This window comes from Rathayibacter sp. VKM Ac-2801 (assembly GCF_009834245.1).
In the GTDB taxonomy this organism is placed as follows: domain Bacteria; phylum Actinomycetota; class Actinomycetes; order Actinomycetales; family Microbacteriaceae; genus Rathayibacter.
In genome coordinates this window covers 347,457-370,615 of record NZ_CP047183.1, presented here as the reverse complement: position 1 = coordinate 370,615, position 23,159 = coordinate 347,457, and the positions used below count along the sequence as shown (strand labels likewise).

The following is a 23,159-nucleotide window of genomic DNA, read 5'->3' as shown; positions in this document are numbered from 1 at the left end:
ACTGCACACGGATCGAGCACCAGAACGCATGCATGACGACAGCACCCGCATCGAAGCCCGCATCGCCCGCTTCCGCGCCGAGAGCCTCCGGCCGGCGATCTACCGGGCGGTCGAGCCGCTCGGGATCGAGTCGTGGACCGCTCCGGGCGAGCCGGTCCCCTTCGACCAGGCGCGCGGCGCGTCCTACGCGCCCGCCCGCATCGGGGAGCCGTGGGGCGCCCCGTGGGGCACCGTGTGGTTCCACGTGCGCGGCGAGATCCCCGCGTCGTGGGTCGGCGTCGACGGCTGCGAGCCCGAGCTCGTCGTCGACCTCGGCTACACCGGCGCCCAGTCCGGCTTCGAGGCGGAGGGGCTCGTCTTCACCGCGACCGGCACGGTCGTGAAGGCCGTCGAGCCGTTCAACCAGTCGGTGCCGCTCGACCGGCTTCCCGGCCGCCAGGCGGGCGACCGCACGGTCGAGCTCTACATCGAGGCCGCCGCCAACCCGAACATCACCGGCGACTGGTCCTTCACTCCCACGGCGCTCGGCGGCCGCCCCGCCGACGGCGCCCTGCCGTCCGACCCGCTCTACCGCCTCCGCCGCCTCGAGCTCGGACTGCTCGACCGGGAGGTCTGGGAGCTGGAGCAGGACATGGCCGTGCTCGTCGGACTGATCGGGCAGCTGCCCGAGTCATCCCAGCGCCGCGCCGAGATCGTGCGCGCCCTCGACCGCGCTGTCGACCTGCTCGATCCTGACGACGTGTCCGGCACCGCCGCCGCCGGCCGGGAGGGGCTGCGGACGGTCCTCGAGCGCCCCGCCTCGGCCAGCGCGCACCACCTGCACGCCGTCGGCCACGCCCACATCGACTCCGCCTGGCTCTGGCCCGCCCGCGAGACCGCCCGCAAGGTGGCCCGCACGTTCTCGAACGTCTGCGACCTGATCGAGCGCGAGGAGGGCTTCGTCTTCGCCGCCTCCTCCGCGCAGCAGTACGCGTGGCTGAAGCGCGACCACCCGGAGCTGTTCGAGCGCGTCCGCGGCCACGTGCTCGCGGGCCGCTTCGTGCCGGTCGGCGGGATGTGGGTCGAGTCGGACACGAACATGCCCGGCGGCGAGGCGCTCGTGCGCCAGCTGCTCGAGGGCAAGCGCTTCTTCCTCGACGAGTTCGGGATCGACACGGAGGAGGTCTGGCTTCCGGACTCCTTCGGGTACTCCGCCGCGCTGCCGCAGATCATCGCCGGAGCGGGCGGGCGCTGGTTCCTCACGCAGAAGATCTCGTGGAACGAGACCAACACGATGCCCCACCACACCTTCTGGTGGGAGGGCATCGACGGCACCCGCGTGTTCACGCACTTCCCGCCCGTCGACCTCTACAACTCCGACCTCTCGGGCGAGGACCTCGCCCGCGCCGAGCGCCAGTACGCCGAGAAGGGCAGCGGCACGATGTCGCTCGTGCCCTTCGGCTACGGCGACGGAGGCGGAGGCCCCAACCGCGAGATGATCGCGGCCGCCCGCCGCACGCGCAGCCTCGAGGGCTCGCCGACCGTCGAGCTGTCGACGCCCCGCCGCTTCTTCGAGGAGGCGCAGGCCGAGTACCCCGACGCGCCCACCTGGTCCGGTGAGCTCTACCTCGAGTTCCACCGCGGCACCTACACGTCGCAGGCGCGCACCAAGCAGGGCAACCGCCGCAGCGAGCACCTGCTCCGCGAGATCGAGCTGTGGGCGACCACGGCCCTCGTCCGTGCCGGGGTCCCGTACCCGGCCGACGAGCTGCGCGAGATGTGGCGGACGGTCCTCCTGCAGCAGTTCCACGACATCCTGCCCGGCACCTCCATCGCCTGGGTCCACCGCGAGGCGGAGGAGAACTACGCCCGCATCGCGCAGCGGATCGAGGAGATGATCGCCGAGGCGGTCCGCGTCCTCGCCGGCGAGGGCTCCGCGGAGCTGCTGGTGAACTCCTCCCCCTTCGCGGTCGGAGGAGTGCCCGCGCTGGGCGCGGCACCGGCCGGGGACTCCGAGTCGGCCGCCGTTCCGACGCTCTCCGCCGACGGTGACGCGCACGTCCTCGACAACGGGCTCGTCCGCGTGCGGATCGGCGCCTCCGGGCTCCTCGAGTCGGTCGTGGACCTCGCGAGCGGCCGGGAGGTCGTGCCCGCCGGCGCCGCCGCGGGGCTCCTCCAGCTCCACCGCGACACCCCGAACAAGTGGGACGCCTGGGACCTCGACGACAACTACCGCCGCACGGTGGAGGACCTCGTCGGCGTCGACTCGGTCCGCGCCGGCACCGTGACCGACCCGCTCGGCCGCGAGGTCCCGGCGGTCGTGATCACGCGCTCGTTCGGCGGCTCCACGGTCGCGCAGACCGTCTCGCTGCAGATCGGCCGGGCGGCCGTCGACCTCGACCTCGACATCGACTGGCACGAGCGCCGCAAGCTGCTCAAGCTCGCCTTCCCGCTCGACCTGCTCTCGGACCGGGCGACGTCCGAGATCCAGTTCGGCCACGTGCACCGCCCGACCCACGTGAACACGACGTGGGACGCCGCCCGCTTCGAGACCGTCGCGCACCGCTGGGTGCACGTCGGAGAGCCGGGCTTCGGCGTCGCCGTCGTCAACGACTCCACCTACGGGCACGACATCACCCGCGACCGCGCCGCGGCCGGCACCCCGACGACCACGGTCCGGCTCTCGCTCCTGCGCGCGCCGCTGTTCCCGGACCCGGACGCAGACCAGGGCCGCCACCGCCTCGCCGTCTCGCTCGTCGTCGGCGCCGAGCTGCCCGACGCCGTCGAGGCCGGCTACGCGCTGAACGCCCCGGTCCGCAGGCTCACCGGCGCCTCGCCCGTCGCTCCCCTGGTGTCGATCGACGACCCCTCGGTGATCGTCGAGGCCGTGAAGGCGGCGGACGACGGGAGCGGCGACGTGATCGTGCGGCTCTACGAGTCGCTCGGCCGCCGCGCCACGGCGACCCTTCGCGCCGCCTTCGCCGTCCGCACGGTCACCCGCACCGACCTGATGGAGCGCCCGACCGAGCAGGTCCGCATCGAGAGCTCCGTCGAGGCAGAGTCGGCCGATGTGCGGCTCGAGCTGCGTCCGTTCGAGATCGCGACGGTGCGCCTGGCGCGCTGAGCGCGGACGCAGGGGTGGGAGCAGGCCGGGTCGGCTTGCTCCTGCCCCTGCGTCATGTGGTCTGCTCGAGGCACACCGTCCCGATCCGAGAGGTCCCTCATGCACCCGTTCCCCGCCCCGCCCCGCGAAGTGCAGATCGGCGACGCCGCCGCGTTCGCCGGCGTCACTCCGCGGGCGATCCGCCACTACCACCGGCTCGGCCTGCTCGCCGAGCGCGAGCGGGGCGGCGACGGCCGCCGGCGCTACGGGTACGACGACATCATCCGGCTGCTCTGGATCCGCCGCCTGGCCGATGCCGGGGTCGCGCTCGAGGACATCCGGGACGCCTTCGCCGTCGGCGCCCCGGGCAGCGCCGAGAAGCGCGCCGACCGCGAAGACGAGGTCGCAGGCGTCCTCGCGCGGCTGGACGAGGCGCTCGCCGCCCAGGAGGCGGAGCTGCAGCGGAAGCGGGCCTCGGTGCGGCGGATGCGGGCGCTCGGCGGTCGGCTGGGGCTGCTCGACGACATCGTCTCGCGCCGCCTCGAGGGCGCACCCGAGGGCTCGCTGCGCCAGGCGGACCTCGACACCCTGCTGGTCACCGAGCGGATGTTCGGCCCGCTGGGCGCCGTCTCCCAGGCCGGCCGCTTCGTCGTCCTGGCCGCCGATCCGGCCCTGCGCGCCGAGGCCGACCGCGTCGACGCCGCCGAGGAGGCCCTCGACGACACGGTCGCCCTCGACGATCCCCGTGTGGAGGAGGTGGCGCAGGAGCGGTACGCCTTCGAGACCCGGCTGATGCGCGTCATCGAGGAGTCCGGCCAGCTCGAGGAGGACGACGCGATCTTCGACGCCTGGGACGAGGCGCACCCGCCCGAGGACCCCGCCCCGGCACCCGGAGCGGTGCAGGGCCCGACCGGCAGGAGGGCGGGCGAGATCATCCGGAGCCTGCCCTACGACGTCTCCCCGGCCCGCCTGCGCGCCATGGAGCTGGCGATGCGGCTCGGGACGGAGGAGGCGGAGGTCCCGTGAGCGGCCGCCGGACCCCTCGGCGCCCGGCGCCTCAGGGCAGGAATCCGGCCGCTGTGAAGGCCCGCTGGTAGATGTCCCGGATCGCGGCCTGCTTGCGCGCGTTGTAGTCCATCACCCGCTGGTCGGGTCCGGCCGCGGCGGAGCGCTTGGCCTCGGCGTAGAGCTCCCGATCGGCCGGGTCGGCGCGCAGCCACTCGCGGAACACGGCGTGCTTGACCGACTCGGGGCTGTCCGGTCCGAAGACGTGGAGGTTGACCGCGGGATGCTCACCGGAGCGGCGCTGGAGGAGGCGGTGCTCGTGCCACCACGGCTCGCGGACGGTCAGGACGTACCCCGCCTCCTGCAGCGGCGGCAGCCAGCCCCGCTCGTCGCCGGGATCAGCGACGGTGAGGTCGAGATCGATGACCGGCTTGGCGGCGAGGCCGGGGACCGCTGTCGACCCGACGTGCTCGATGCGGAGGGCCCGCAGACCCAGGGCTGCCCTCAGCCCGCGGACGACCCGCTCTGCGATCGTCGGCCACTCCGGGTCGTACTCGACGACCTCGATGGCGGACGGCGTCGGCGGGACGACCCACGGGCTCTTCCCGGGCGGCCGCGGGGTCTCCTCGAAGCTCAGGATCTGATCGCGGCTCGGCACGGCGGGAGCCTACCCGCTCGCCGGTGCGCCGCCACCCGGCCCGCCGCCGCCCGCCTCACCCCAGCGCCTCCCGCAGCACCTCCAGCGCCCGCTCCCGGTCGCCGACCCCGCCGCCCTCGTGGCCGCTGTACGGCCACACGTCGATCGACGTCTCGCCGCCGGAGACGTTGTGGGAGGCGAAGACCGTCGAGGGCGGGCAGATCGGATCCATGAGCCCGACCGAGCGGTGGACCCGGCAGTGCAGGCGCCGCGAGAAGTGCACGCCGTCGACGTAGGAGAGGGTCCGCTCGACGGCGGCGAGGTCCTCGGGGCGGGTCGCCAGGTAGCGGGCGATCTCCACGGAGGGCGCCTCGTTCGTGATCGTCGTGGCGCGCAGGACGTCGGAGAGGAACGGCACCAGGGCGATCGCGGCGCGCACTCGGGGGCGCAGCGCCGCCGCGGCGGTGGCGAGTGCTCCGCCCTGGCTGCCGCCGAAGACCGCCATGCGGTCGGGGTCGAGCCCGGGGAGCGCCTCCACGGCGTCGACGGCGAGCGCCGCGTCCGCGATCAGGCGGCGGTAGTAGTAGGTCTCGGGCGACTCGATCCCGCGCGTCATCACGCCCGGGTACGCCGGCCCGCTGCCGTGGGGGTCGGGGGTGGCTCCGGAGCGGGCCAGGCGGCCGGCGCCCTGGCCGCGCGCGTCGACGACCAGGTGCGCGTACCCGGCGGCCGCGACCCACAGGTGCTCGATCGGCCGGCCGCGACCGCTGCCGTAGCCCGGGTACTCGATGACCACGGGGAGTGGGACGCCCGGGTCGACCGCGGGGGTCACCAGCCAGGCCGCGATCGGCTCGCCCGCGAAGCCGGGGAACCGCACGTCCTGCACCCGGACCAGCGGGAGGCCCGCGTCGACCGGCGCGGCGCTCACGGCGGAGCCGCCCTCCCGCCCGAGCGCGAGGGTGGCCCGCCAGAAGGTGTCGAAGTCGTCGGGCTCCGCGACCTCCGCCCGGAACTCGCGGAGGGCGGCGAGGGGGCGATCCGTGAACACCGGGTCAGCCTTTCAGACCGGAGTGCGCGAGCCCTTCCACGAACTGCCGCTGAGCGAGGAGGAACACGGCCAGCACGGGCACGACCGTCATGGTCGCCGCGGCGAGCTGCACGTCCCACATCTCCCCGCCGTAGGCGTCGGTGAAGCGGGTGAGCGCCTGGGGCAGGGTGAACAGCTCGGGCGAGGTCAGGTAGACCGTCGGCTCGAGGTACATGTTCCAGGACCCGAGGAAGGTGAGGATCGCGACGGCCGACAGCGCCGGCTTGGACAGCGGCAGGAAGATGCGCCGCCAGATCCCGAAGCGGCCGAGTCCGTCCAGGCGCGCGGCCTCCTCGAGCTCGCCGGGCATCGCGATGAAGTACTGCCGCATGATGAACGTGCCCAGCACCGCCGGCGCTCCCACCATCGGCACCAGCAGCAGCGGCACGTGGGTGTCGATGAAGCCGAGCTGCCGGAAGATCTGGAACAGCGGGATGATCGTCACCTCCGTCGGCACCAGCAGGCCGGTCAGGACGACGAGGAACACCGCGTTGCGTCCCGGGAACGGGATCCGGGCGAAGGCGTAGCCGGCCAGGCTCGACACCAGCAGCGTCACCACGGTGACCGTGACCGCGATGTAGAGGCTGTTCCAGTACTGGAGCGCGAACGGCTGGAACCGGAACGCCTCGGCGTAGCCCGCCAGGCTCGGCGAGTCCGGCAGCAGGGTGGGCGGGTTCGAGAAGATCTCGTTCACCGGCTTGAACGACGAGGCGATCATCCAGAACGTCGGCACCGCGAACGGCAGCACGAGCAGGATCAGCGTCACGACGAGCAGGGCGGTCATCAGCGGGCTGCGGCCGCGGCGGCGCGTGACGGGCGGCTCCGGGACGGCTTCGAGGCGTGGCGTGAGCGGGGTCCCCTGCTCGACGACGGCGTCAGTTCTCATAGAAGACCCATTTCTTGCGCAGCTGCCACTGCACGACCGTGAGGATCAGGACGAAGAGGAGCAGCATCAGCGAGAGCGTCGCGCCGTAGCCGATGTCGCTGAACTCGAAGGCCTGTTGGAACACGTAGTAGACGAGCACCGTCGTCGACAGCTCGGGCCCGCCCTCGGTCAGGACGGCGACCTGCGCGAACGCCTGCAGCGAGCCGACGATCGTGAGGATGCCGGTGAGGAGCAGGGTGGGCGAGATGAGCGGCAGCGTGATCCGGAAGAAGATCGCGCGGGGGCTCGCGCCGTCGAGGCGGGCCGCCTCGTAGAGGTCGCCCGGCACTCCCTGCAGCGCGGCGAGGAAGAGCACCATGTTGACGCCGACGCTGCGGATGACCTGCGTGACGATGACGCTCGCCATCGCGGTGGGCCCCTCCTGGAGCCAGTTCGGCCCGTCGAGGCCGACCAGCGAGAGCAGGCCGTTGATCGCGCCGTTGTCCTGGAGGAGGAAGCCCCAGACGAGGGTCCAGGCGACCACCGAGATGACGACGGGCGAGAAGAAGAGCGTGCGGAACAGGGCGCCGCCCGGGATCCTCCGGTTGAGCAGCACGGCCAGGCCCAGCCCGAGGGCGAGGTTCAGGACGACCACTCCCCCGGAGAAGACCGCGGTGGTGCCGAGCACCGCTCCGATGCTCGGGTCGTTGATCGCCCGCTCGTAGTTCTCGCCGCCCACGAAGGTCATGGAGCCGGTGAAGACGTTCCACTCGTTGAGGCTGAACCAGACCGCGAGCCCGACGGGCAGCAGCACGAACACGATCACACCGAGCAGCTGGGGCGCGATGAAGAGCCAGCCGGCGAGCGCGTCGCGGCGCCGGAGGTTCCAGTAGGCGCCGGCGGGAGCGGATCGGCGGCTGTCCGTCGAGGTCGCGGTCACGGGATCACTTCCCCTGGAGGACGGGCGCGATGGCGTCGCAGACGCCTCCGAGCACCTCGGCGACGTCGGCGTCGGGCGACCACATGCGGTCGAGCGCCGTCTTGCCGACCGAGGTGATCTCGGCGGGGCTCGTCACCGGAGGGGTGGCGGACACGTCGGCGAGCTCGTCGACCACGACGCGGTCGAGCTGCTCGGCGCTGAGGCGGGTGTTGACCTTCGCCAGCTCCTCACCGGACAGCAGCGACTCGCGGGGCGGCGGGAAGAACTGCGCGAGCTTGGCGGAGTTCTCCGGGTCGGTCATGAACGAGAGGAAGCCGGTCGCCTCCTCCACGTGGTCGCCGCCCGCGAGCACGGCCATGCCGGCCTGCCCGATGTTGCCGTACTCGCCGGCGGGGCCGACGGGCAGCGGGTAGATCTCGAACGGGAACGAGCCGTCGAGCAGGCTCGCGCGCGAGACCTGCGCGGTCGTGAACGCGGCATCGCCGGCGAAGAAGTCCGCCGTCACGCCGGGTCCGGGGGTCGCGCCGCTGACGTAGACCGAGTCGTGGAAGAACTGGAACGCCTCCACCATCTCGGGCGAGTCCATCGTGCACTGGGTCCCGTCGTCGCTCCACGGCTGGGCTCCCCAGCCCGCCCAGAGGTTCGCGAGGCTCAGCCAGCCCGAGAAGTCGAAGTCGCGGATGATGTAGCCGGCCTTGCCGGTCGACGCGTTCACGGCAGCGCCGATGCGGTCGACGTCCTCCCAGCTGAGCGTCGCGGGGTCGACGGTCTGCCCGGCCTGCGCGATGAGGTCCTGGTTCACGTACAGCGCGAACGGCGAGTTGGAGAACGGGTACGCGTAGAGCTCGCCGTCCTGGCTGAACGACTGCGCCACGCTGGGCAGGATGTCGTCGTACTCGTAGCCCTCGGTCCCCTCGAAGGTCTCGGTCAGCGGAGCGAGCGCTCCGGCGTCGATCAGGTCCTTCGCGATGTCGCCGACCCAGGCGAGGTCGGGGGCGTTGCCGCCCGCGGCCTGCGTGGTCAGGGTCGAGTTGTAGTCCGCGAACGGGAGGGACTCGAAGGTCACGGACTCGATCTCGGGGTGGTCGGCGATGTACTCGTCGGCCATCGAGTCGAACAGGGCGAGCTGCTTCTCGTCGGAGGTCCAGACGGACATCCTCAGAGCGACGGGTGCTGAGTCGTCCCCGCCGCCGGCGGCGCCGCAGCCCGAGAGGGCGGCGATCACTCCGACTGCGGCGAGCGAGGCCATCAGCTTCTTCGCTGGTCTCATCGTCTCTCTTTCTCCAATGGTCTTCTCGGTGTTCCCGGTCAGTACCCGACGACGTCGGGCCAGTGGGTCTCTACGCCGCGCGACTCGAGCCGCGCCTGCAGGCGGGCGACGAGGGCGGGGTCAGCGGCGATCTCGTGGGGCGACAGGTCCTCGGCGAGGGCGAGGGCCGCCAGCTCGCCGACGGCCTCGCCGATGTTCCACTCCACGGGGTGCAGGCGGTACGCGCCGTTGGTGATGTGCGTCGTCCCGATGTTCTTGCCCCCGGGCAGCAGGTTCGTCGGGGTGCGCGGGACGAGCGCGCCGAGCGGGATCTCGAACGGCGAGCACTCCACGTCGAGGTAGTTGTCGCCCCCGGTGGTCGGGTGCAGGTCGATCCGGTACATGCCCACGCCGACGGAGTCGTCGAAGCGCGCGGGGCTCCCCGTCCCACGGGCGGCGACGGAGACGTCCTGCTCGCGCACGGTGGTGAGCGCGCGGATCCGGCGGGACTCGCGGATGTAGGGGGCCTGCGCGAGGCCGTCGGCGGTGCCCATCACGTCGCCGCGGAGCCGGAGCCCGGGCCAGCCGCGGCCGCCGTCGGGCCGGGGCGCCTCGGTCTGGAGCCAGTAGAAGTACGAGAGCGAGAGCGCGCGGGCGCCGGCGAGGTGCTTCTCCGGCTGCGGCACGTCGAGGATCGAGCTGTCGAGGTAGTCGAGCATCGGCCAGTTCGCGAGGACGATGTCGCTGTCGAGCGCGCCCGGCCGGAGGGTCTCGGTCGCGAGGATGCGGCGGAACATCCAGAGGTCGGTGTCCCCGCCCTGCGCGCGCTGGTCGGCCGTGCGGGTGTCGCCCACGGCGTTCACGTGCATCGTGCGGGTCTCGGGGCGCAGCGTCCTCGGGTTCGGCGCGGTGAAGGAGAGGAGCTTCCCGCCCCAGAAGGGCACCTCGTACTCGTGCCAGTAGTCGTAGTCGGCCGGGCGCTCGATGGTGTGGTCGCCGTCCGCGCTGTCGAAGCCGAAGCACCAGGTGACGGCCTGCACGTTCATCGGGTCGGCGACGGCGGGAGCGCTGGGCTCGCCGTGCTCGTCGCGCGACTCGGAGCCCGTGACGTAGTCGACCTCCGCGAGGGGGAGCAGCTCCCCCGTCTCGGTCGCGTCGACCACGTACCGCCCGGAGACGGCGAGCTCCTCGCCCGAGACCGCGTCGCGCAGCAGGACGCGCTCGATCCGGCCCGGGCCGCCGTCGACGGCGAAGGGGACGACGCCCGTGACGACGCGGATCGCTCCGCTCGAGCGGTAGGGGGCGAGCATCTCGTCGAGCACGGCGACGGCCACGCGGGGCTCGGCGCAGAGCCGGCTCACGAGTCCGCGGCCGGGGTTCAGGCGCTCGTCGCGCATCGCCTCGGCGGTGAGAGGGTAGTTGCGGCGGTAGTAGCCGCGGATGCCGTCGCGGAGGCGCCGGTAGTCGGCGGTGACGCCGAACTGCTCGACCCAGGTGTGCTCGTCCGGCGGGACGCCCTGAGAGGTGAGCTGGCCGCCCAGCCACGGGTACTGCTCGGTCAGCACGACCGAGAGGCCGTTGCGGGCGAGGGCGATCGCCGCCGCCACTCCTCCGAGGCCGCCGCCGATCACGGCGACATCTGCTTGCATCGGGGTCACGCGTCCGCCTCGTCCTCGTCGACAGTCTGGGTCATCGGTCTACTACTCGCGGGTAATACGTATTGCCGATTGATAAGACCGTAACGCACGAGTGTCCGGTTGGCAACGGTCTCCGCTGTGCCGGGCGACGCGGCGGCGACCCGCGGGCGTCCTCAGCCGGGAGTGGACCGGATGTCAGGGCTCGGTGGCATGCTCGACCCCGAGCACTGCCGGCGGGCGGCGGCGCGGAGCGGAGCAGCATGATCGGGTTGGATCTCACCGGGCGCACGGCCCTCGTCACGGGGTCGGGGCAGGGCATCGGGCTGGCCATCGCGACGACGCTCGCGGAGGCGGGGGCCGAGGTGATCGTGAACGCCCGCTCCGAGCGGTCGATCCGCCGCGCGATCGAGGCCGTCGGCGCAGCGGTGCCGGAGGCACGGGTGCGCGGAGTCGCGGCCGACGTGTCGACGGAGAAGGGCACCGCCTCCCTCCTGCGCGCGGCCGCCGACGTGGACGTGCTCGTCAACAACCTCGGGATCTTCGGGTCCGCCGATCCGCTCTCCATCGACGACGCGGAGTGGCGCCGCTACTTCGAGGTCAACGTGCTCACCGGCGTGCGCCTGACCCGCGCCTACCTCCCCGGGATGATGGAGCGCGAGTGGGGCCGCGTCCTCTACATCGGCAGCGACTCCGCCGTCGTCACGCCCGCCGAGATGATCCACTACGGAATGTCGAAGACGGCGCTGCTGGGCGTCTCGCGCGGCTTCGCCAAGGCGGCCGCCGGCACCGGGGTGACGGTGAACAGCGTGCTCGCCGGGCCGACCCACACGGGCGGCGTCGAGGACTTCGTCTACGAGCTGGTCGACCGCGAGCTGCCGTGGGAGGAGGCGCAGCGCGAGTTCATGCGCCTGCACCGGCCCCAGTCGCTGCTGAAGCGCCTCATCGAGCCGGAGGAGATCGCCCAGATGGTGGCGTACCTCGCCTCCCCGCTCGCCTCGGCCACCACGGGCGCCGCGGTGCGCGTCGACGGCGGCTACATCGACTCGATCGTGCCGTAGCGCGATGCGGCGGACGTCAGCACCGGCTGCCGCCCGCTCGCTCGCTCGCTCGCCGAGACACCCCTCCCTGGCCGAGACGCCGCTGACGGAGGGACGTCTCGGCGTCGACCGCGCTGTCTCGGCGGGCCGTCAGCGCCCAGTCACCTCTCCCTCTCCCTCCCCCACACCTCCCCGACAGCGGGACGTCTCGGCATCGGTTGCGACGGCTCGGCAAGCCAACGCCGCCCAGACACCATCCCCTCGCCGAGACACCGCCGACAGAAGGACGGCTCGGCGCAGACGGCGGCGTCTCGAGGTGGAGGGAGGGCGAGAGCGGGCGTCGGCCGTCAGCGCGGAGGGGCGACCGAGCCGCCGGGGCGCCACGGGCCGCCGATGCGCTCCTGGAGGAGCGGCGCGGCGGGGTCGGAGAGGCGGGCGAGCAGCGCCTCCACTCCGCGGCGGCCGAGCTCCCGGCCGGGCGCGACGAGCAGGTCGAGCGCCGGGTCGGCCAGGTCGGCGACGTCGGGGTCGGAGGCGAGCAGCACGATCGAGAGGTCCTCGGGCACGCGCAGGCCGCGGTGCCGCACCTCGTGCGCGAACCCGACGGCGGCGCCCCCGTTGACGATCACCACGGCGGTCGCGGAGCCGGGGTCGAACGAGCGGGCGAGGGTGCGGCCGCCGGCGGGCGACTCCTCGCAGCGCAGCAGCACGCCCTCGACCCCGCGGGCCGCGCAGGCGAGCGCGAACGCCTCCTGGGTGCGCGCGTAGGGGCCGAAGTCGGCCGCGGCGTCGCGGTCCGGGCCGAGCACGAGCGCCACCCGCTCGTGCCCCAGACCGGCGAGCCGGCCGAGCGCCTCCTCGACCATCCCCTCGAAGTCGATGTCGACCCAGTCGAGGGCCGACGGGTCGCGGGTGCGCCCGATCAGGGCGAAGGGCGTGCCGGAGTCGCGCAGGACCGGCACGCGCTCGTCCTCGCTGGTGACCTGCATGAGCACGACGCCGTCGATCAGTCCGTCCGCACGCAGGTCGGCGAGGCGGTCGGAGCCGCCGACCGTCGGCCACAGGACGATCGAGTGGTCCTGCTCCGCCGCGGCCTCGGCGGCTCCGAGCAGGAACGAGGTGGCGGTGTTCAGGGGTCGGCTCGAGACGAGCGGATAGACGACCGCGACGATCCCGGAGCGGCGCCGCGCGAGGGCGCGGGCCAGGGCGTGCGGCCGGAAGCCGAGCTCGCGCATCGCCGCCCGCACCCGCTCGCGGGTCTCGGGCGAGACGGGCTTGGTGTCGTTGACCACGAACGAGACCGTCGCGATCGAGACCCCCGCGAGGCGCGCGACGTCCCTCATCGTGGCCACCGCGCCTCCTCCGCTCGCGCCGCCCGGCCGTGGTTGACGCGGGGCGGACGTCTCCCGCATCCTAGGAGACGCGGCCGGTAAAGCGGTTAACCCCGTGTCGGGCCGCCCACTGCCGCACCGTCTCCACCGTCGAAGAAGGAACACCGTGACCACACCCTCCTCCCCCGTCCGCGTCCTCGTCTGGGGCGAGAACCGCCATGAGCAGATCGAGGAGAAGGTCCGCGCGATCTACCCCGACGGCATGCACAGCACGATCGCCGACGGGATCCGCGAGAACCTCGGCGAGCGCGCCACCGTCTCCACCACCACGCTCGACGAGCCCGAGCACGGCCTCACCGAGGACGTCCTCGACGCCACCGACGTCCTCGTCTGGTGGGGCCACATGGCCCACGGCGACGTCTCCGACGAGATCGTCGAGCGCGTCCAGCGCCACGTCCTCTCGGGCATGGGCCTCGTCGTCCTGCACTCCGGCCACTGGTCGAAGATCTTCGGCAAGCTCATGGGCACCACCTGCACCCTGCGCTGGCGCTCGGAGCAGGACCGCGAGCTGGTCTGGACCGTCGACCCCACCCACCCCATCGCCCAGGGGATCCCGCACCCCTTCGTGATCCCGCAGCAGGAGATGTACGGCGAGTTCTTCGACGTGCCTGCGCCGGACGAGCTCGTGTTCCTCTCGACCTTCACGGGCGGCGAGGTCTTCCGCTCCGGCATGACCTGGAAGCGCGGCCACGGGCGCATCTTCTTCTTCTCGCCCGGCGACCAGGACTACCCCGTCTACCACCAGGCCGAGGTGCGCCGCGTGATCGCGAACGGCGTCGAGTGGGTACGCTCCTCGCGCCCCGAGCGCCGCCTCCCGGTGCTGCAGCGCTACGAGATCGAGGACTTCCACAACGGCCAGGACTACGAGGGAGCGCTCGTCCGATGACGGTCCGCCTCGTCCAGGTCGGCGCCGGCGCGATGGGCCGCGCCTGGATCCGCACCATCCGTGACTCCCCGGACGCCGAGCTCGTCGGCCTGGTCGACCTCGACGTCGACCTCGCCACGGCGGCGGCGGAGGAGGAGGGGGTCGGCCCGGTCGCGGTCGGCACCTCCGTCGCCGAGGTCGCCGCGCGCTCCGGCGCCGACGCCGTGGTCAACGTGACCGTGCCGCGCGCGCACCTGCCCGTCAGCTCGGAGGCGCTGTTCGCCGGGCTGCCCGTGCTCTCGGAGAAGCCGATCGCGCCGACCATCGCCGAGGCGCTGGTGCTCGCGGCGACGGCCGAGGCCTCGGGCCGGCTCCTGATGACCAGCCAGTCGCGCCGCTACTACGCGGCGATCACCGCCTTCCGCGAGCAGATCGCGGGGCTCGGGCAGCTGGGCACCGCCTCCGTGCACTTCGCGAAGGCGCCCCGCTTCGGCGGCTTCCGCGACGAGATGGACCACGTGCTCCTGGTCGACATGGCGATCCACGCCTTCGACGCGGCGCGGTACCTGCTCGACAGCGACCCGGTCGCGGTCTACTGCGAGGAGTACAACCCGGGCTGGAGCTGGTACGCCGACGGAGCCGCGGCGAGCGCCGTGTTCGAGTTCGCCGGCGGAGTGCGCTTCAGCTACACCGGCAGCTGGTGTGCCGACGGCCTCGAGACCTCGTGGAACGGCGACTGGCGCGTGAACGGCGCCGGCGGCACGGCGCACTGGGACGGCGACGGCGCTCCGGAGTGGCAGTCGCGCGAGTCGGAGGCGGTGCAGACCGCCTCGCTCGAGCCGGTGCCCGAGGAGATCGCGGGCTCGCTCGCGGAGTTCGTGCGGGTGCTGGGCTCGGGGGCGGTGCCCTCGGGCGAGGTGCACTCGAACGTGCGGAGCCTGGCGATGGTGGAGGCGGCGGTCCGCTCCTCCGAGACGGGCGCGCGGGTGCGGCTCGATGAGGTACTGGAGGAAGGCTACTCGGAGGCGCTGACGCTCGCGCGCGACGAGCGCACACGGACCGCGCTGGCCTCCTGGGGCTCGGCCGCGGCGGGGCTCACGCGCTGACGCCGCACGACGTCGGCTGAGAGCAGGCGGCCTCCCGCAGGAGGCGACGCCCCCACCTCTCGGCCGACGTCGTGCGCGCCGGCCAGCCGGGTGGGCGCGGACACCGCGCGTTCGCCGGGCGGACACCTGCGGGCGGCGGTGCGTTCACCGGGGGCGGCCAGCGTGGGCGGGTTCCTTCGAAGCCGCTCAGGAGACCCGTGTCCTCTCGTCATACCCGCACCCGCACCCGCACTGCCGCCCTCGCTCTCACCGTCACCCTCGCCGGCTGTACCCTCGGTGCCGCGGCCCTGCCCGCCTCCGCAGCGGGCGACTCCTTCTTCACCCGCATCGCCACGGTGCCGGCGTACCTGAACGCGGCCGACCCGTCCGCCGACTCCGCCGTCGCCGAGATCTCGAGCGCGTCGCCCGACGGCCGCCTGGTCTACTCGACGGACTCCGCCGGGCAGCGCATCAACGTCCTCGACATCTCGGACCCCGACTCCCCCGAGCCGCTCGGCGGCGTCGGCGTGGGCGGCGAGCCGACCTCGGTCTACGCGACCGGCGAGTACGTGCTCGCGGTGGTCGACACGAGCGACGGCGACTTCGCGAACCCCTCCGGCCACGTCAGCGTGCTGCACGCCGACGACCTCGCGCCCGTCGCGAGCATCGAGCTCGGCGGCCAGCCCGACTCCATCGACGTCACCACCGACGGCTCGACCGCGGTCATCGCGATCGAGAACCAGCGCGACGAGGACCTCGCCCCTGAGGGCGGCGAGGAGGGCGACCTCCCGCAGGCGCCCGCCGGGGAGCTCGTGGTCATGGACCTCGCGGGCGACCCCTCCGCCTGGGTGCCGGAGCACGTCGACCTCACCGGCCTCGACGGCCTCGACACCCCGTCGGACCCGGAGCCCGAGTACGTCTCGATCAACCCGGCCGACACCGCCGTCGCCGTGACGCTGCAGGAGAACAACGCCGTCGCGATCGTCGACCTGGCCACGCGCTCCGTCACTGCCTCCTACACCGCGGGCACCGCCTCCGTCAGCAGCATCGACACGCTCGACGACGACTCGATCTCGCTGACCGGCTCGATCACCGACGTCCCGCGCGAGCCCGACGCGATCGGCTGGGTCGGCGACGACCACGTCGCGATCGCGAACGAGGGCGACTGGAAGGGCGGCACGCGCGGCTGGTCGATCCTCGACGCCGCGACCGGAGCCGTGCAGTGGGACGCCGGCAACTCGTTCGACCACCTGGCGGTGCGCCTCGGGCTGTACCCGGACAAGCGCTCCGACGCCAAGGGCTCCGAGCCCGAGGGCCTGCTCTCGGCCACCTTCGACGGCGTCCCCTACGTGTTCGTCGGTGCCGAGCGTGCCAACTTCGTGGCCGTCTACGACGTGTCGGAGCCGACTGCGCCGCGCTTCGTCCAGGCGCTGCCGTCGACTCCCGGCCCGGAGGGTCTGCTCGCCCTGCCCGAGCGCGACCTGCTGGTCGTCTCGAGCGAGACCGACGACGCCGAGGCCGCCGTCCGCGCCAGCGTGCAGCTCTACGCGCTAGGAGCCTCCACCCCCGCGTTCCCGACCGTGCTGTCGGCGGATGTCGACGGATCGCCGCTGCCGTGGGGCGCGCTCTCGGGCCTCTCGACCGACCCGTCGGCGCCCGAGCGCCTGTACGCGGTGAGCGACAGCGCGTACGCGCCGAGCACGCTCCACTCGATCGACACCTCCGTCTCGCCGGCGCTGCTCGACACGACGCTCACGGTGACCGAGGGCGGCGAGCCCGCCGCGCTGGATCTGGAGGGGATCGCCGCCCGCGCCGACGGCGGCTTCTGGGCCGTGACGGAGGGCGGGACCGGCGACGGCAACGCGCTCCTGCGGCTCGATGCGGACGCCGCGGTGACCGAGCGGATCGCCCTCCCCGCGGAGCTCGCCTCCGCGCTGGGCAAGCAGGGCTTCGAGGGAGTGACCGTCGAGGACGGCGCCGACGGCGAGATCGTCTGGACGGCGCTGCAGCGCGAGGCCTCGATCGACGCCGACGGAGTGGTCCGGATCGGGCGCTACGACGTCGCCGCCGGCACCTGGAGCTTCTTCGGGTACCCGCTGGAGGCCGTGTCCGGCGCCGACGGCGACTGGAACGGGCTCTCGGAGATCACGCTGACCCCCGCGGGCACGCTCGCGGTGATCGAGCGCGACAAGCTGAACGGACCGGACGCCGCGCTGAAGGCCGTATACACGGTGCCGCTGCCGACGGAGGCCGGCGCGGCGGTCGGCGAGACGCTGCCGGTGCTCGAAAAGACCCTCGCGGTCGACGTGCTGCCGGCACTGCAGGCCGGGAACGGCTGGATCCAGGAGAAGCTCGAGGGCCTCGGGATCACCGGCTCCGGCGAGGTGTTCGCGGTGACCGACAACGACGGCGTGGACGACGCGAACGGCGAGACGGTGCTCGCGTCGCTCGGCTCCGCGGAGTCCGTGTTCGGGGCGGGGACGGTGCCGACTCCGGAGCCGACTGTTGCGCCGACTGCGCAGCCGACCGTGGCGCCGACGGTGGCGCCGACCGTGGCGCCGACGGCTGAACCGACCACGGCGCCGACCGCACAGCCGACCGCGCAGCCCTCGGCCGAGCCGACCCGCACGCCGGCTCCCGCTCCGGTCGGCGCCGTTCCTCCGCGGAACGGCTCGGGACTCGCGAGCACCGGCGTCGAGACGGGCTGGACCGCCGCGGCGGCCCTCGCCCTGCTCGCCGGTGGAGCGCTCGCGCTCGGAGTGACGCGCCGACGCCGCGACGCGCGCTGACCGACGCCGACGGCCCGGGGGACAGTGTCCTCCGGGCCGTCGGCGTTCCCCCGCGCGAACGGGGCGAGCGGGGCGGGTGGGGCGAGTGTCAGCTTCCGGTGGGTGCGTCCTCGGAGTCGGGAGCGGTGCTCTCGGAGGGCGCGGGGGTTCCAGAGGGAGCCGAGGGCGCGGAGCCGTCGGCGGGGGCCGGCGGGGCGGGGTGTCCGGCGGGACCGCACTCGCCCGGGGCGGGCGGGGTCGGCATCGAGCCGTCAGCGGCGGCCGGCGGCGTGGGCGGGGTCGGGGCCGAGCCGTCAGCGGCGGCAGGAGGCGTGGGCATCGAGCCATCGGCCGGCGGGGTCGGGGCGACGGCCGGAGGCGTGGGCGCGTCGGTCGGCGGGGTCGGCGCGTCCGTGGGCGGGGTGGGCGCCGAGCCGTCGGTCGGGGCGGCGGGCGGGGTCGGCGCATCCGTGGGCGGGGTGGGCGCCGAGCCGTCGGTGGGCGGGGTGGGCGCGTCGGTCGGGGGCGTCGGCGCGGAGCCGTCGCTCGGCGGGGTCGGCGCGTCGGTCGGAGGCGTCGGCGCGGAGCCGTCGGCGGGCGGGGTCGGCAGCGTCGCGGCGCCGGGGCCCGCGGGGCCGCAGTGGCCGGGGCCGGGCGGGGTGGGAGCGGTGCCCTCGGCGGGCGCGTCGGTCGACGGCGTGCCGGTCGACGGTGCTGACGGCGCGGCGCTCGCGGTGGAGTGCAGCGGGGTGGCGCTGGAGGTCGGCGTGCTCGACGGCGTCGCGGCGAAGGCGGCGGTCGAGCCGAGCGCGACGAGTCCGAGGGCGCCGACGGCGATGCCGATGGTCAGGGCGCGCTTCTTCGGACGGCGCGGCCCGAAGCTCGAGCCCTTCTCGGCGGGGGTGGTCGACTCGGTCATGGGTGTCTCCTCGTTCCGGCCCGGTGCCGACCCCGTTCGGGATCGGTTGCGGCCGGTTCTCTTTCAGAGTCGAAGGCGAATCTGAAGCCGCACTTAAGAACAGATCCTCCACAGCAGACGCCGGGTGCGCCCCGATCCGCGGCCCCTAGGTTCGAGCCCATGCCCTCCTCCGCCCGTGTGCTCCTCATCGAGGACGACGACGCCATCCGCTCCTCCGTCGAGACCGCGCTGCGCAGCGAGCGCTTCACGGTCCGCGGTCTCGTCTCCGGCGAGGACCTCGCCCGCGAGCTGAGCACCTTCGCTCCGGACCTGGTGATCCTCGACTGGATGCTCCCCGGCCCGAGCGGCATCGTGCTCGCCGAGCGGATCCGCCGCAGCAGCGACGCGGCCGTGATCATGCTGACCGCCCGCGACGCGGTCGACGACCGCCTCCGCGGCTTCGACGAGGGCGTCGACGACTACGTGGTGAAGCCGTTCGTGCTCGCCGAGCTCGTCAAGCGCGTGACCGCCGTGCTGCGGCGCCGCGGCCGCATCCCCTCCGTCGTCGAGATCGGCGACCTGGTCGTGGATCCGGAGTCGGGCCGCGCCCGCCGCGGCGGCGTCGCCCTCGACCTCACCGCGACCGAGTTCCGCCTCCTCGCCTTCCTCGCCGGCAACCGCGGCCGCACCCTGACCAAGACGCAGATCCTCACGCAGGTCTGGGGCTACGACCACGTCGACCCGAACCTCGTCGAGGTGCACCTCAGCTCCCTCCGCAAGAAGATGGAGGCGCACGGCGACCGGCTCGTGCACACCGTCCGCGGCCTCGGCTACCGGGTGGAGGCGTGAGCCGCGCCCAGCCGGGCGCCCTGCGCACCGGCTCGCTCCGCCTCCGCACGGTCCTGGCCGTGCTCGCACTGCTGGCCGTGCTGCTCCTGGCCCTCTCGGCGACGGTGCAGGCAGTGCTCGGCGAGCGCCTGCGCGACCAGATCGAGGAGCGGCTGCAGGACCGCGCCTCCGCCGCCGCCGCGCTGGTCGGCACCATCGACGACGACGCCCTCGCCTCCCGGCTCTCGGCGCAGGGCGTCTCGGTGCGCATCACGAGTCCCGAGGGCGAGGACGTCGTGGCCGGCCCGAGTCCGGAGGAGCTGCGCCGCGGACCGGGAGCCGCCGACCAGCTCGGCGAGCCGCCGTCGCCGCCCGGCACGAGCTCCTCCTCCGGAGCCGTCTCGCCCCGGGCCGCCTCCGCCGCCGTCACCGTCGTCTCGAGCAGCGTCACCGGCGACGACGAGCTGATCACCCTCGAGTCGACCCTCAGCGACGGCACCCGGCTCGAGCTCACCAGCGAGGCCGGCTCGGTCGGCAGCACGCTCGCGCAGCTGAACGGGATCCTGCTCGCCGCGTCGGCCGTGTTCCTCCTGCTGGCCGCGCTCGCGCTGATCGTCGTGGTCCGCGCGACCCTCCGGCCCCTCGAGCGGATGACCGACGTGGCCCGCGACATCGCGCACGGCGACCGCGGGCGGCGGTTGCGTCCCTCCCGGCCGCGCACCGAGCTCGGCCGCACCGCGACCGCGTTCGACGAGATGCTCGACGACCTCGAGCAGGCCGAGCGCAGCGCCCTCGCGGCCGAGGCGACGGCCCTCGCGGCGGAGCAGCGGATGCGCGCCTTCGTCTCGGACGCCGCGCACGAGCTGCGGACGCCGGTCGCGGGGATCCAGGCCGCCGCCGACGCCCTGGTCCGCGCCGACGGCGGCGAGCAGGAGCGCGAGCGCCTCTCGGTGCACGTCGTGCGGGAGTCGCTGCGCGCGGGCCGCCTGATCCAGGACATGCTGCTGATGGCGCGGCTCGACGAGGGCCTGGCTCTGGAGACGCGTCCGCTCGACCCGGCGGGCGTCGCGGAGGCCGCGATCGAGCGCCAGGAGCTGCGCCGGCCGGGCCTCGCGATCGAGCTGCACCGGTCGGCCGAGCCGCTCCTGGTCAGCGCCGACGCCGACCGGCTGGCCCAGGTGCTCGGCAATCTCCTCGAGAACGGCGCCCGCTTCGCCCACTCCCGGATCGACGTGGCCGTCGAGGCCGGTGCCGACTCCGTCACGATCACCGTGGACGACGACGGCCCCGGAATCGCCGAGGCCGACCGCGAGCGCGTGTTCGACCGACTGGTCCGCCTGGACGACGCCCGCAACCGCGCGGACGGCGGCTCGGGGCTCGGCCTGCCGATCGCGCGTGGACTCGCGCGGGCGCTCGGCGGCGACCTCGTCGCGCAGGCTGGGCCCGTCGGCGCTCGCTTCCGCGTGACGCTGCCGCGGTCCCGAGACCGATGACCGGCGGTGTCTCTCACCGGGGTCGGATCGCCCGAGCGGTGTCTCCGACCCTCGCACCTCCGCACCCCCGCACCGCCGCGGATCCGCGCCCGGCCCGCAGGCGCCGGTGCGATCATGCGCTGATGTGATCCCGCTCGAGGATCCCGGCCCGGAGGAGCGCTCGTGACGCAGGAGGTGCAGTCCACCCGGCTGCGGTCGCTCGGGAGCGAGACGGTGTTCGCGGTGACCGTCGGGGTCGCAGCCGCATGGTCGGCGGCCAGAGCCTCCGAGCTCTACGGAGGCTGGGGCGTGGTGCTCGCGGTGGTCGCCGTGATCGTCGCGGTGCTGGGCTTCCGTCTTCGGCGGCGCCTCGAGGAGCGGTGGTCCCGGCCGAGCCTCGAGAGGCTGCGCGCCGAGCATCCCGACGGCGGCGTCACCGCGGTGCTGAACACTCCGGAGACTCTGTCCTCGCTGCGGACGCTCGCGATCGCCGGCGCTGCGGTCGACCTCGCCTCGCTGCGGGCGGCGAAGTCCGACGCCGTACTGCTGGCCGTCGTCACGGCGAGGGCGCTCTCGCTGTTCCGCGCCGACGCGGACCTCTCGCCGATCGCGTTCCTGCCCCTCACCGGAGGGGAGACACCTGAGTCGGTGACGGGCTACCACCACGGTCGGGCGCTGACGGCTCCCGTGCTCACGATCCGGCAGCAGGGAGTCGAGGCGCGGATCGCCCTCTTCCCCGCCGACGGTCCGCGGACGATCACCGGGGCCCCGCCCCGCTGACCACCGCTGCCCTGGCATCGGCGCAGCGGACGCCTCCCCTCGCGCAGGATCCGGAAGCGCCGAGGCGCGCGTAGCGTGAAGCGATGGACATCCCACTGCTCACCACCACCTCCTCGTCGCTCTGTGCGGGGCGGCGTACGTCGGAGTCGCCGTCCTCGCGGTCCTGCAGATCCTCCGGTCCGACCACGACCCGCTCACGAAGGGCCTGTAGACGGTCGCCGTCGTGTTCGCCCCGTTCCTGGGATCGCTCGCGTGGTTCCTCCTCGGACGGTCCGGAGGACGAGCCGTCACCGGCAGCAGCATCGGTCGCCGGAGCGCCCGCCCGGCCCGGTAGAGAGCCCTCCTCCCTCACCTCGCACGGCTGAGAGCCCGTCTCAGCCCGCGCTCTGCGCGCACGCATACGCAAGAAACGCGATCGCGCAAGCACGTGTCCGCGGGGCGTCGGCCCGCCAGCATGAGGCTGATGGACACGATCGAGGAGGCGGGCGCCTGGGCGCGCACGCTGGTGCGCCGCGAGTTCGGCGTCGGACTCGTCGACCTCGAGCCGGTCGTCGGCGGACTCGACCACGGCGCCCGCGTCTGGTGCGCCTCCGACGCCGACGGCGCCCTCTGGAGCGTGAAGGCCTCGCGCCGCGACGGCCGTTTCGGCCTTGCGCTCTCCGCAGGCCTCGGGGAGGCGGGCGTGCGCGGCATCGCGAGCCCGCGGCGCGCCTCCGACGGCCTGCCCTGGACCGAGGACGCCGGCCAGCGCGTCTCGCTCGCGCCGTGGATCCTCGGCGAGGACGCCGTCGAGACCGGTGAGGACGCGCTCGACTGGCACGGATTCGGCGCCGTGCTGCGCTCCGTGCACGACGCCGAGCCGCCGGCGGTCGCCCCGCCCGTCCGGCGGGGGATCCGGCGCCTCCGACGCCGGCCGGCCGATCTGCTCGCCGAGACGGACGAGCGCCTCACCGCCGACGACGCGCATCCGCGCCTCACCGCGGTGTGGAACGAGCACCGCTCCCGCCTCGACGCCCTCGCCCTCGCCGAGCGGCGGCTGAAGCGCACCCGCACACCCACCTCCCGCGTACCCCTCCACGGTGACCCTCATCCCGGCAACGTCGTGATCGACGAGGCCGGCCGCCCCTGGCTGATCGACTTCGACGAGGCCACGGTCGCGCCGCGCGAGGTCGACCTCCTGCTGATCGAGCTGGGCGTCATCTACTCGCGGCCGATCACCGACGGACAGCGCTCGGCGTTCCGCTCGGGCTACGGCGAGGCCCTGATCGACGACGAGCGGATCATCCGCTTCGGCTGCGTGCGCGCGGTCGAGGACGTGGCCGCCACCGTCGCGCTGGCACTCGCCGACCCGGGGCCGGAGGAGCGCGAGGCCGCCCCCGTGCCCGCCTCCCGCCTCGGCCGCGCCGCCTCCGCGCTGCCCGTCCCCACTCCGCTCGACCTGCTCGCCGGCCAGCTCGGCCCCCACGGCCTCGTCTCGCTCGTCGAGACCGCCCTCCGCCGCCCCGCCTGACGCGGCCACCCGACCCCGCCCCC

General features: G+C 73.8%; 18 protein-coding genes. 10 read left to right on the top strand and 8 right to left on the bottom strand.

Annotation, left to right across the window (positions count from 1 at the left end):
• Positions 1-28: 28 nt before the first annotated feature.
• Together GSU45_RS01675 and GSU45_RS01670 are read left to right on the top strand one after the other, a co-directional pair.
• Positions 29-3,103, top strand: a complete 3,075-nt coding sequence (locus GSU45_RS01675) for a glycoside hydrolase family 38 C-terminal domain-containing protein (RefSeq protein ID WP_159912166.1) — start codon at positions 29-31, stop codon at positions 3,101-3,103.
• Between the two features lie 99 nt (positions 3,104-3,202).
• Positions 3,203-4,108 (top strand): MerR family transcriptional regulator, encoded by a 906-nt coding sequence (locus GSU45_RS01670; protein ID WP_159912164.1) that lies wholly within the window; start codon positions 3,203-3,205, stop codon positions 4,106-4,108.
• A 31-nt stretch (positions 4,109-4,139) separates the two neighbouring features.
• On the opposite strand, the gene GSU45_RS01665 is transcribed toward GSU45_RS01670, so the two are convergent.
• From GSU45_RS01665 to GSU45_RS01640, 6 genes are read right to left on the bottom strand one after another with little or no spacing between them, the layout of a single operon-like run.
• Entirely contained in the window at positions 4,140-4,745 is a 606-nt protein-coding gene (locus GSU45_RS01665; RefSeq protein WP_159912162.1) for a GrpB family protein, read from the bottom strand.
• Positions 4,746-4,800: 55 nt separating this feature from the next.
• Positions 4,801-5,772, bottom strand: coding sequence for an acetylxylan esterase (locus GSU45_RS01660; protein WP_159912160.1), 972 nt, complete (start codon positions 5,770-5,772; stop codon positions 4,801-4,803).
• Positions 5,773-5,776: 4 nt separating this feature from the next.
• A complete protein-coding gene (locus tag GSU45_RS01655) occupies positions 5,777-6,697 on the bottom strand; it encodes a carbohydrate ABC transporter permease (protein ID WP_244248176.1) in 921 nt (306 codons plus the stop codon).
• Entirely contained in the window at positions 6,687-7,616 is a 930-nt protein-coding gene (locus GSU45_RS01650; RefSeq protein WP_159912158.1) for a sugar ABC transporter permease, read from the bottom strand. Before GSU45_RS01650 ends, GSU45_RS01655 begins: the two co-directional genes overlap by 11 nt.
• A 4-nt stretch (positions 7,617-7,620) precedes the next feature.
• Entirely contained in the window at positions 7,621-8,886 is a 1,266-nt protein-coding gene (locus GSU45_RS01645) for a sugar ABC transporter substrate-binding protein (RefSeq protein ID WP_159912156.1), read from the bottom strand.
• Positions 8,887-8,924: 38 nt separating this feature from the next.
• Positions 8,925-10,514, bottom strand: a complete 1,590-nt coding sequence (locus GSU45_RS01640; RefSeq protein ID WP_159916777.1) for an FAD-dependent oxidoreductase — start codon at positions 10,512-10,514, stop codon at positions 8,925-8,927.
• A 251-nt stretch (positions 10,515-10,765) separates the two neighbouring features.
• Between GSU45_RS01640 and GSU45_RS01635 the strand changes: the two genes are divergently transcribed.
• Positions 10,766-11,560 (top strand): SDR family oxidoreductase, encoded by a 795-nt coding sequence (locus GSU45_RS01635; protein ID WP_159916774.1) that lies wholly within the window; start codon positions 10,766-10,768, stop codon positions 11,558-11,560.
• Positions 11,561-11,886: 326 nt separating this feature from the next.
• Here the strand turns inward: GSU45_RS01635 and GSU45_RS01630 are convergent, their stop codons facing one another.
• The gene (locus tag GSU45_RS01630) at positions 11,887-12,882 is read right to left on the bottom strand and encodes a LacI family DNA-binding transcriptional regulator (protein WP_244248266.1); all 996 of its coding nucleotides are present in this window, start codon (positions 12,880-12,882) and stop codon (positions 11,887-11,889) included.
• Between the two features lie 154 nt (positions 12,883-13,036).
• Here GSU45_RS01630 and GSU45_RS01625 point away from each other — a divergent pair, with 154 nt between their 5' ends.
• From GSU45_RS01625 to GSU45_RS01615, 3 genes are all read left to right on the top strand, one after another.
• On the top strand, positions 13,037-13,816 hold the full coding sequence (locus GSU45_RS01625; protein ID WP_159912152.1) for a ThuA domain-containing protein: 780 nt from the start codon (positions 13,037-13,039) through the stop codon (positions 13,814-13,816).
• Positions 13,813-14,901: a Gfo/Idh/MocA family oxidoreductase gene (locus GSU45_RS01620; RefSeq protein ID WP_159912150.1), complete on the top strand. Its 1,089-nt coding sequence runs from the start codon at positions 13,813-13,815 to the stop codon at positions 14,899-14,901. Before GSU45_RS01625 ends, GSU45_RS01620 begins: the two co-directional genes overlap by 4 nt.
• A gap of 197 nt (positions 14,902-15,098) precedes the next feature.
• Entirely contained in the window at positions 15,099-17,669 is a 2,571-nt protein-coding gene (locus GSU45_RS01615) for an esterase-like activity of phytase family protein (protein ID WP_208543474.1), read from the top strand.
• 88 nt (positions 17,670-17,757) lie between these two features.
• Here GSU45_RS01615 and GSU45_RS01610 read toward each other — a convergent pair whose 3' ends face one another.
• Complete coding sequence (locus tag GSU45_RS01610; protein ID WP_159912148.1) at positions 17,758-18,567, bottom strand: hypothetical protein; 810 nt, start codon at positions 18,565-18,567, stop codon at positions 17,758-17,760.
• Between the two features lie 159 nt (positions 18,568-18,726).
• On the opposite strand from GSU45_RS01610, the gene GSU45_RS01605 reads away from it, so the two are divergent.
• The 4 genes from GSU45_RS01605 to GSU45_RS01590 all read left to right on the top strand — a co-directional run bounded on the left by GSU45_RS01605 (position 18,727) and on the right by GSU45_RS01590 (position 23,136).
• Complete coding sequence (locus tag GSU45_RS01605; RefSeq protein WP_104225192.1) at positions 18,727-19,395, top strand: response regulator transcription factor; 669 nt, start codon at positions 18,727-18,729, stop codon at positions 19,393-19,395.
• A complete protein-coding gene (locus GSU45_RS01600; protein WP_159912146.1) occupies positions 19,392-20,867 on the top strand; it encodes a HAMP domain-containing sensor histidine kinase in 1,476 nt (491 codons plus the stop codon). Before GSU45_RS01605 ends, GSU45_RS01600 begins: the two co-directional genes overlap by 4 nt.
• A gap of 162 nt (positions 20,868-21,029) precedes the next feature.
• Complete coding sequence (locus GSU45_RS01595) at positions 21,030-21,626, top strand: hypothetical protein (protein WP_159912144.1); 597 nt, start codon at positions 21,030-21,032, stop codon at positions 21,624-21,626.
• Between the two features lie 463 nt (positions 21,627-22,089).
• The gene (locus GSU45_RS01590) at positions 22,090-23,136 is read left to right on the top strand and encodes an aminoglycoside phosphotransferase family protein (protein WP_159912142.1); all 1,047 of its coding nucleotides are present in this window, start codon (positions 22,090-22,092) and stop codon (positions 23,134-23,136) included.
• Positions 23,137-23,159 lie beyond the last annotated feature (23 nt).

Bases quoted from the DNA above. Each gene is read 5' to 3' on its own strand.
- GSU45_RS01675 (WP_159912166.1), top strand. From the start codon at position 29: ATGCATGACGACAGCACCCGCATCGAAGCCCGCATCGCCCGCTTCCGC.
- GSU45_RS01670 (WP_159912164.1), top strand. From the start codon at position 3,203: ATGCACCCGTTCCCCGCCCCGCCCCGCGAAGTGCAGATCGGCGACGCC.
- GSU45_RS01655 (WP_244248176.1), bottom strand. From the start codon at position 6,697: ATGAGAACTGACGCCGTCGTCGAGCAGGGGACCCCGCTCACGCCACGC.
- GSU45_RS01645 (WP_159912156.1), bottom strand. From the start codon at position 8,886: ATGAGACCAGCGAAGAAGCTGATGGCCTCGCTCGCCGCAGTCGGAGTG.
- GSU45_RS01640 (WP_159916777.1), bottom strand. From the start codon at position 10,514: ATGCAAGCAGATGTCGCCGTGATCGGCGGCGGCCTCGGAGGAGTGGCG.
- GSU45_RS01630 (WP_244248266.1), bottom strand. From the start codon at position 12,882: ATGAGGGACGTCGCGCGCCTCGCGGGGGTCTCGATCGCGACGGTCTCG.
- GSU45_RS01620 (WP_159912150.1), top strand. From the start codon at position 13,813: ATGACGGTCCGCCTCGTCCAGGTCGGCGCCGGCGCGATGGGCCGCGCC.
- GSU45_RS01610 (WP_159912148.1), bottom strand. From the start codon at position 18,567: ATGACCGAGTCGACCACCCCCGCCGAGAAGGGCTCGAGCTTCGGGCCG.
- GSU45_RS01605 (WP_104225192.1), top strand. From the start codon at position 18,727: ATGCCCTCCTCCGCCCGTGTGCTCCTCATCGAGGACGACGACGCCATC.
- GSU45_RS01590 (WP_159912142.1), top strand. From the start codon at position 22,090: ATGGACACGATCGAGGAGGCGGGCGCCTGGGCGCGCACGCTGGTGCGC.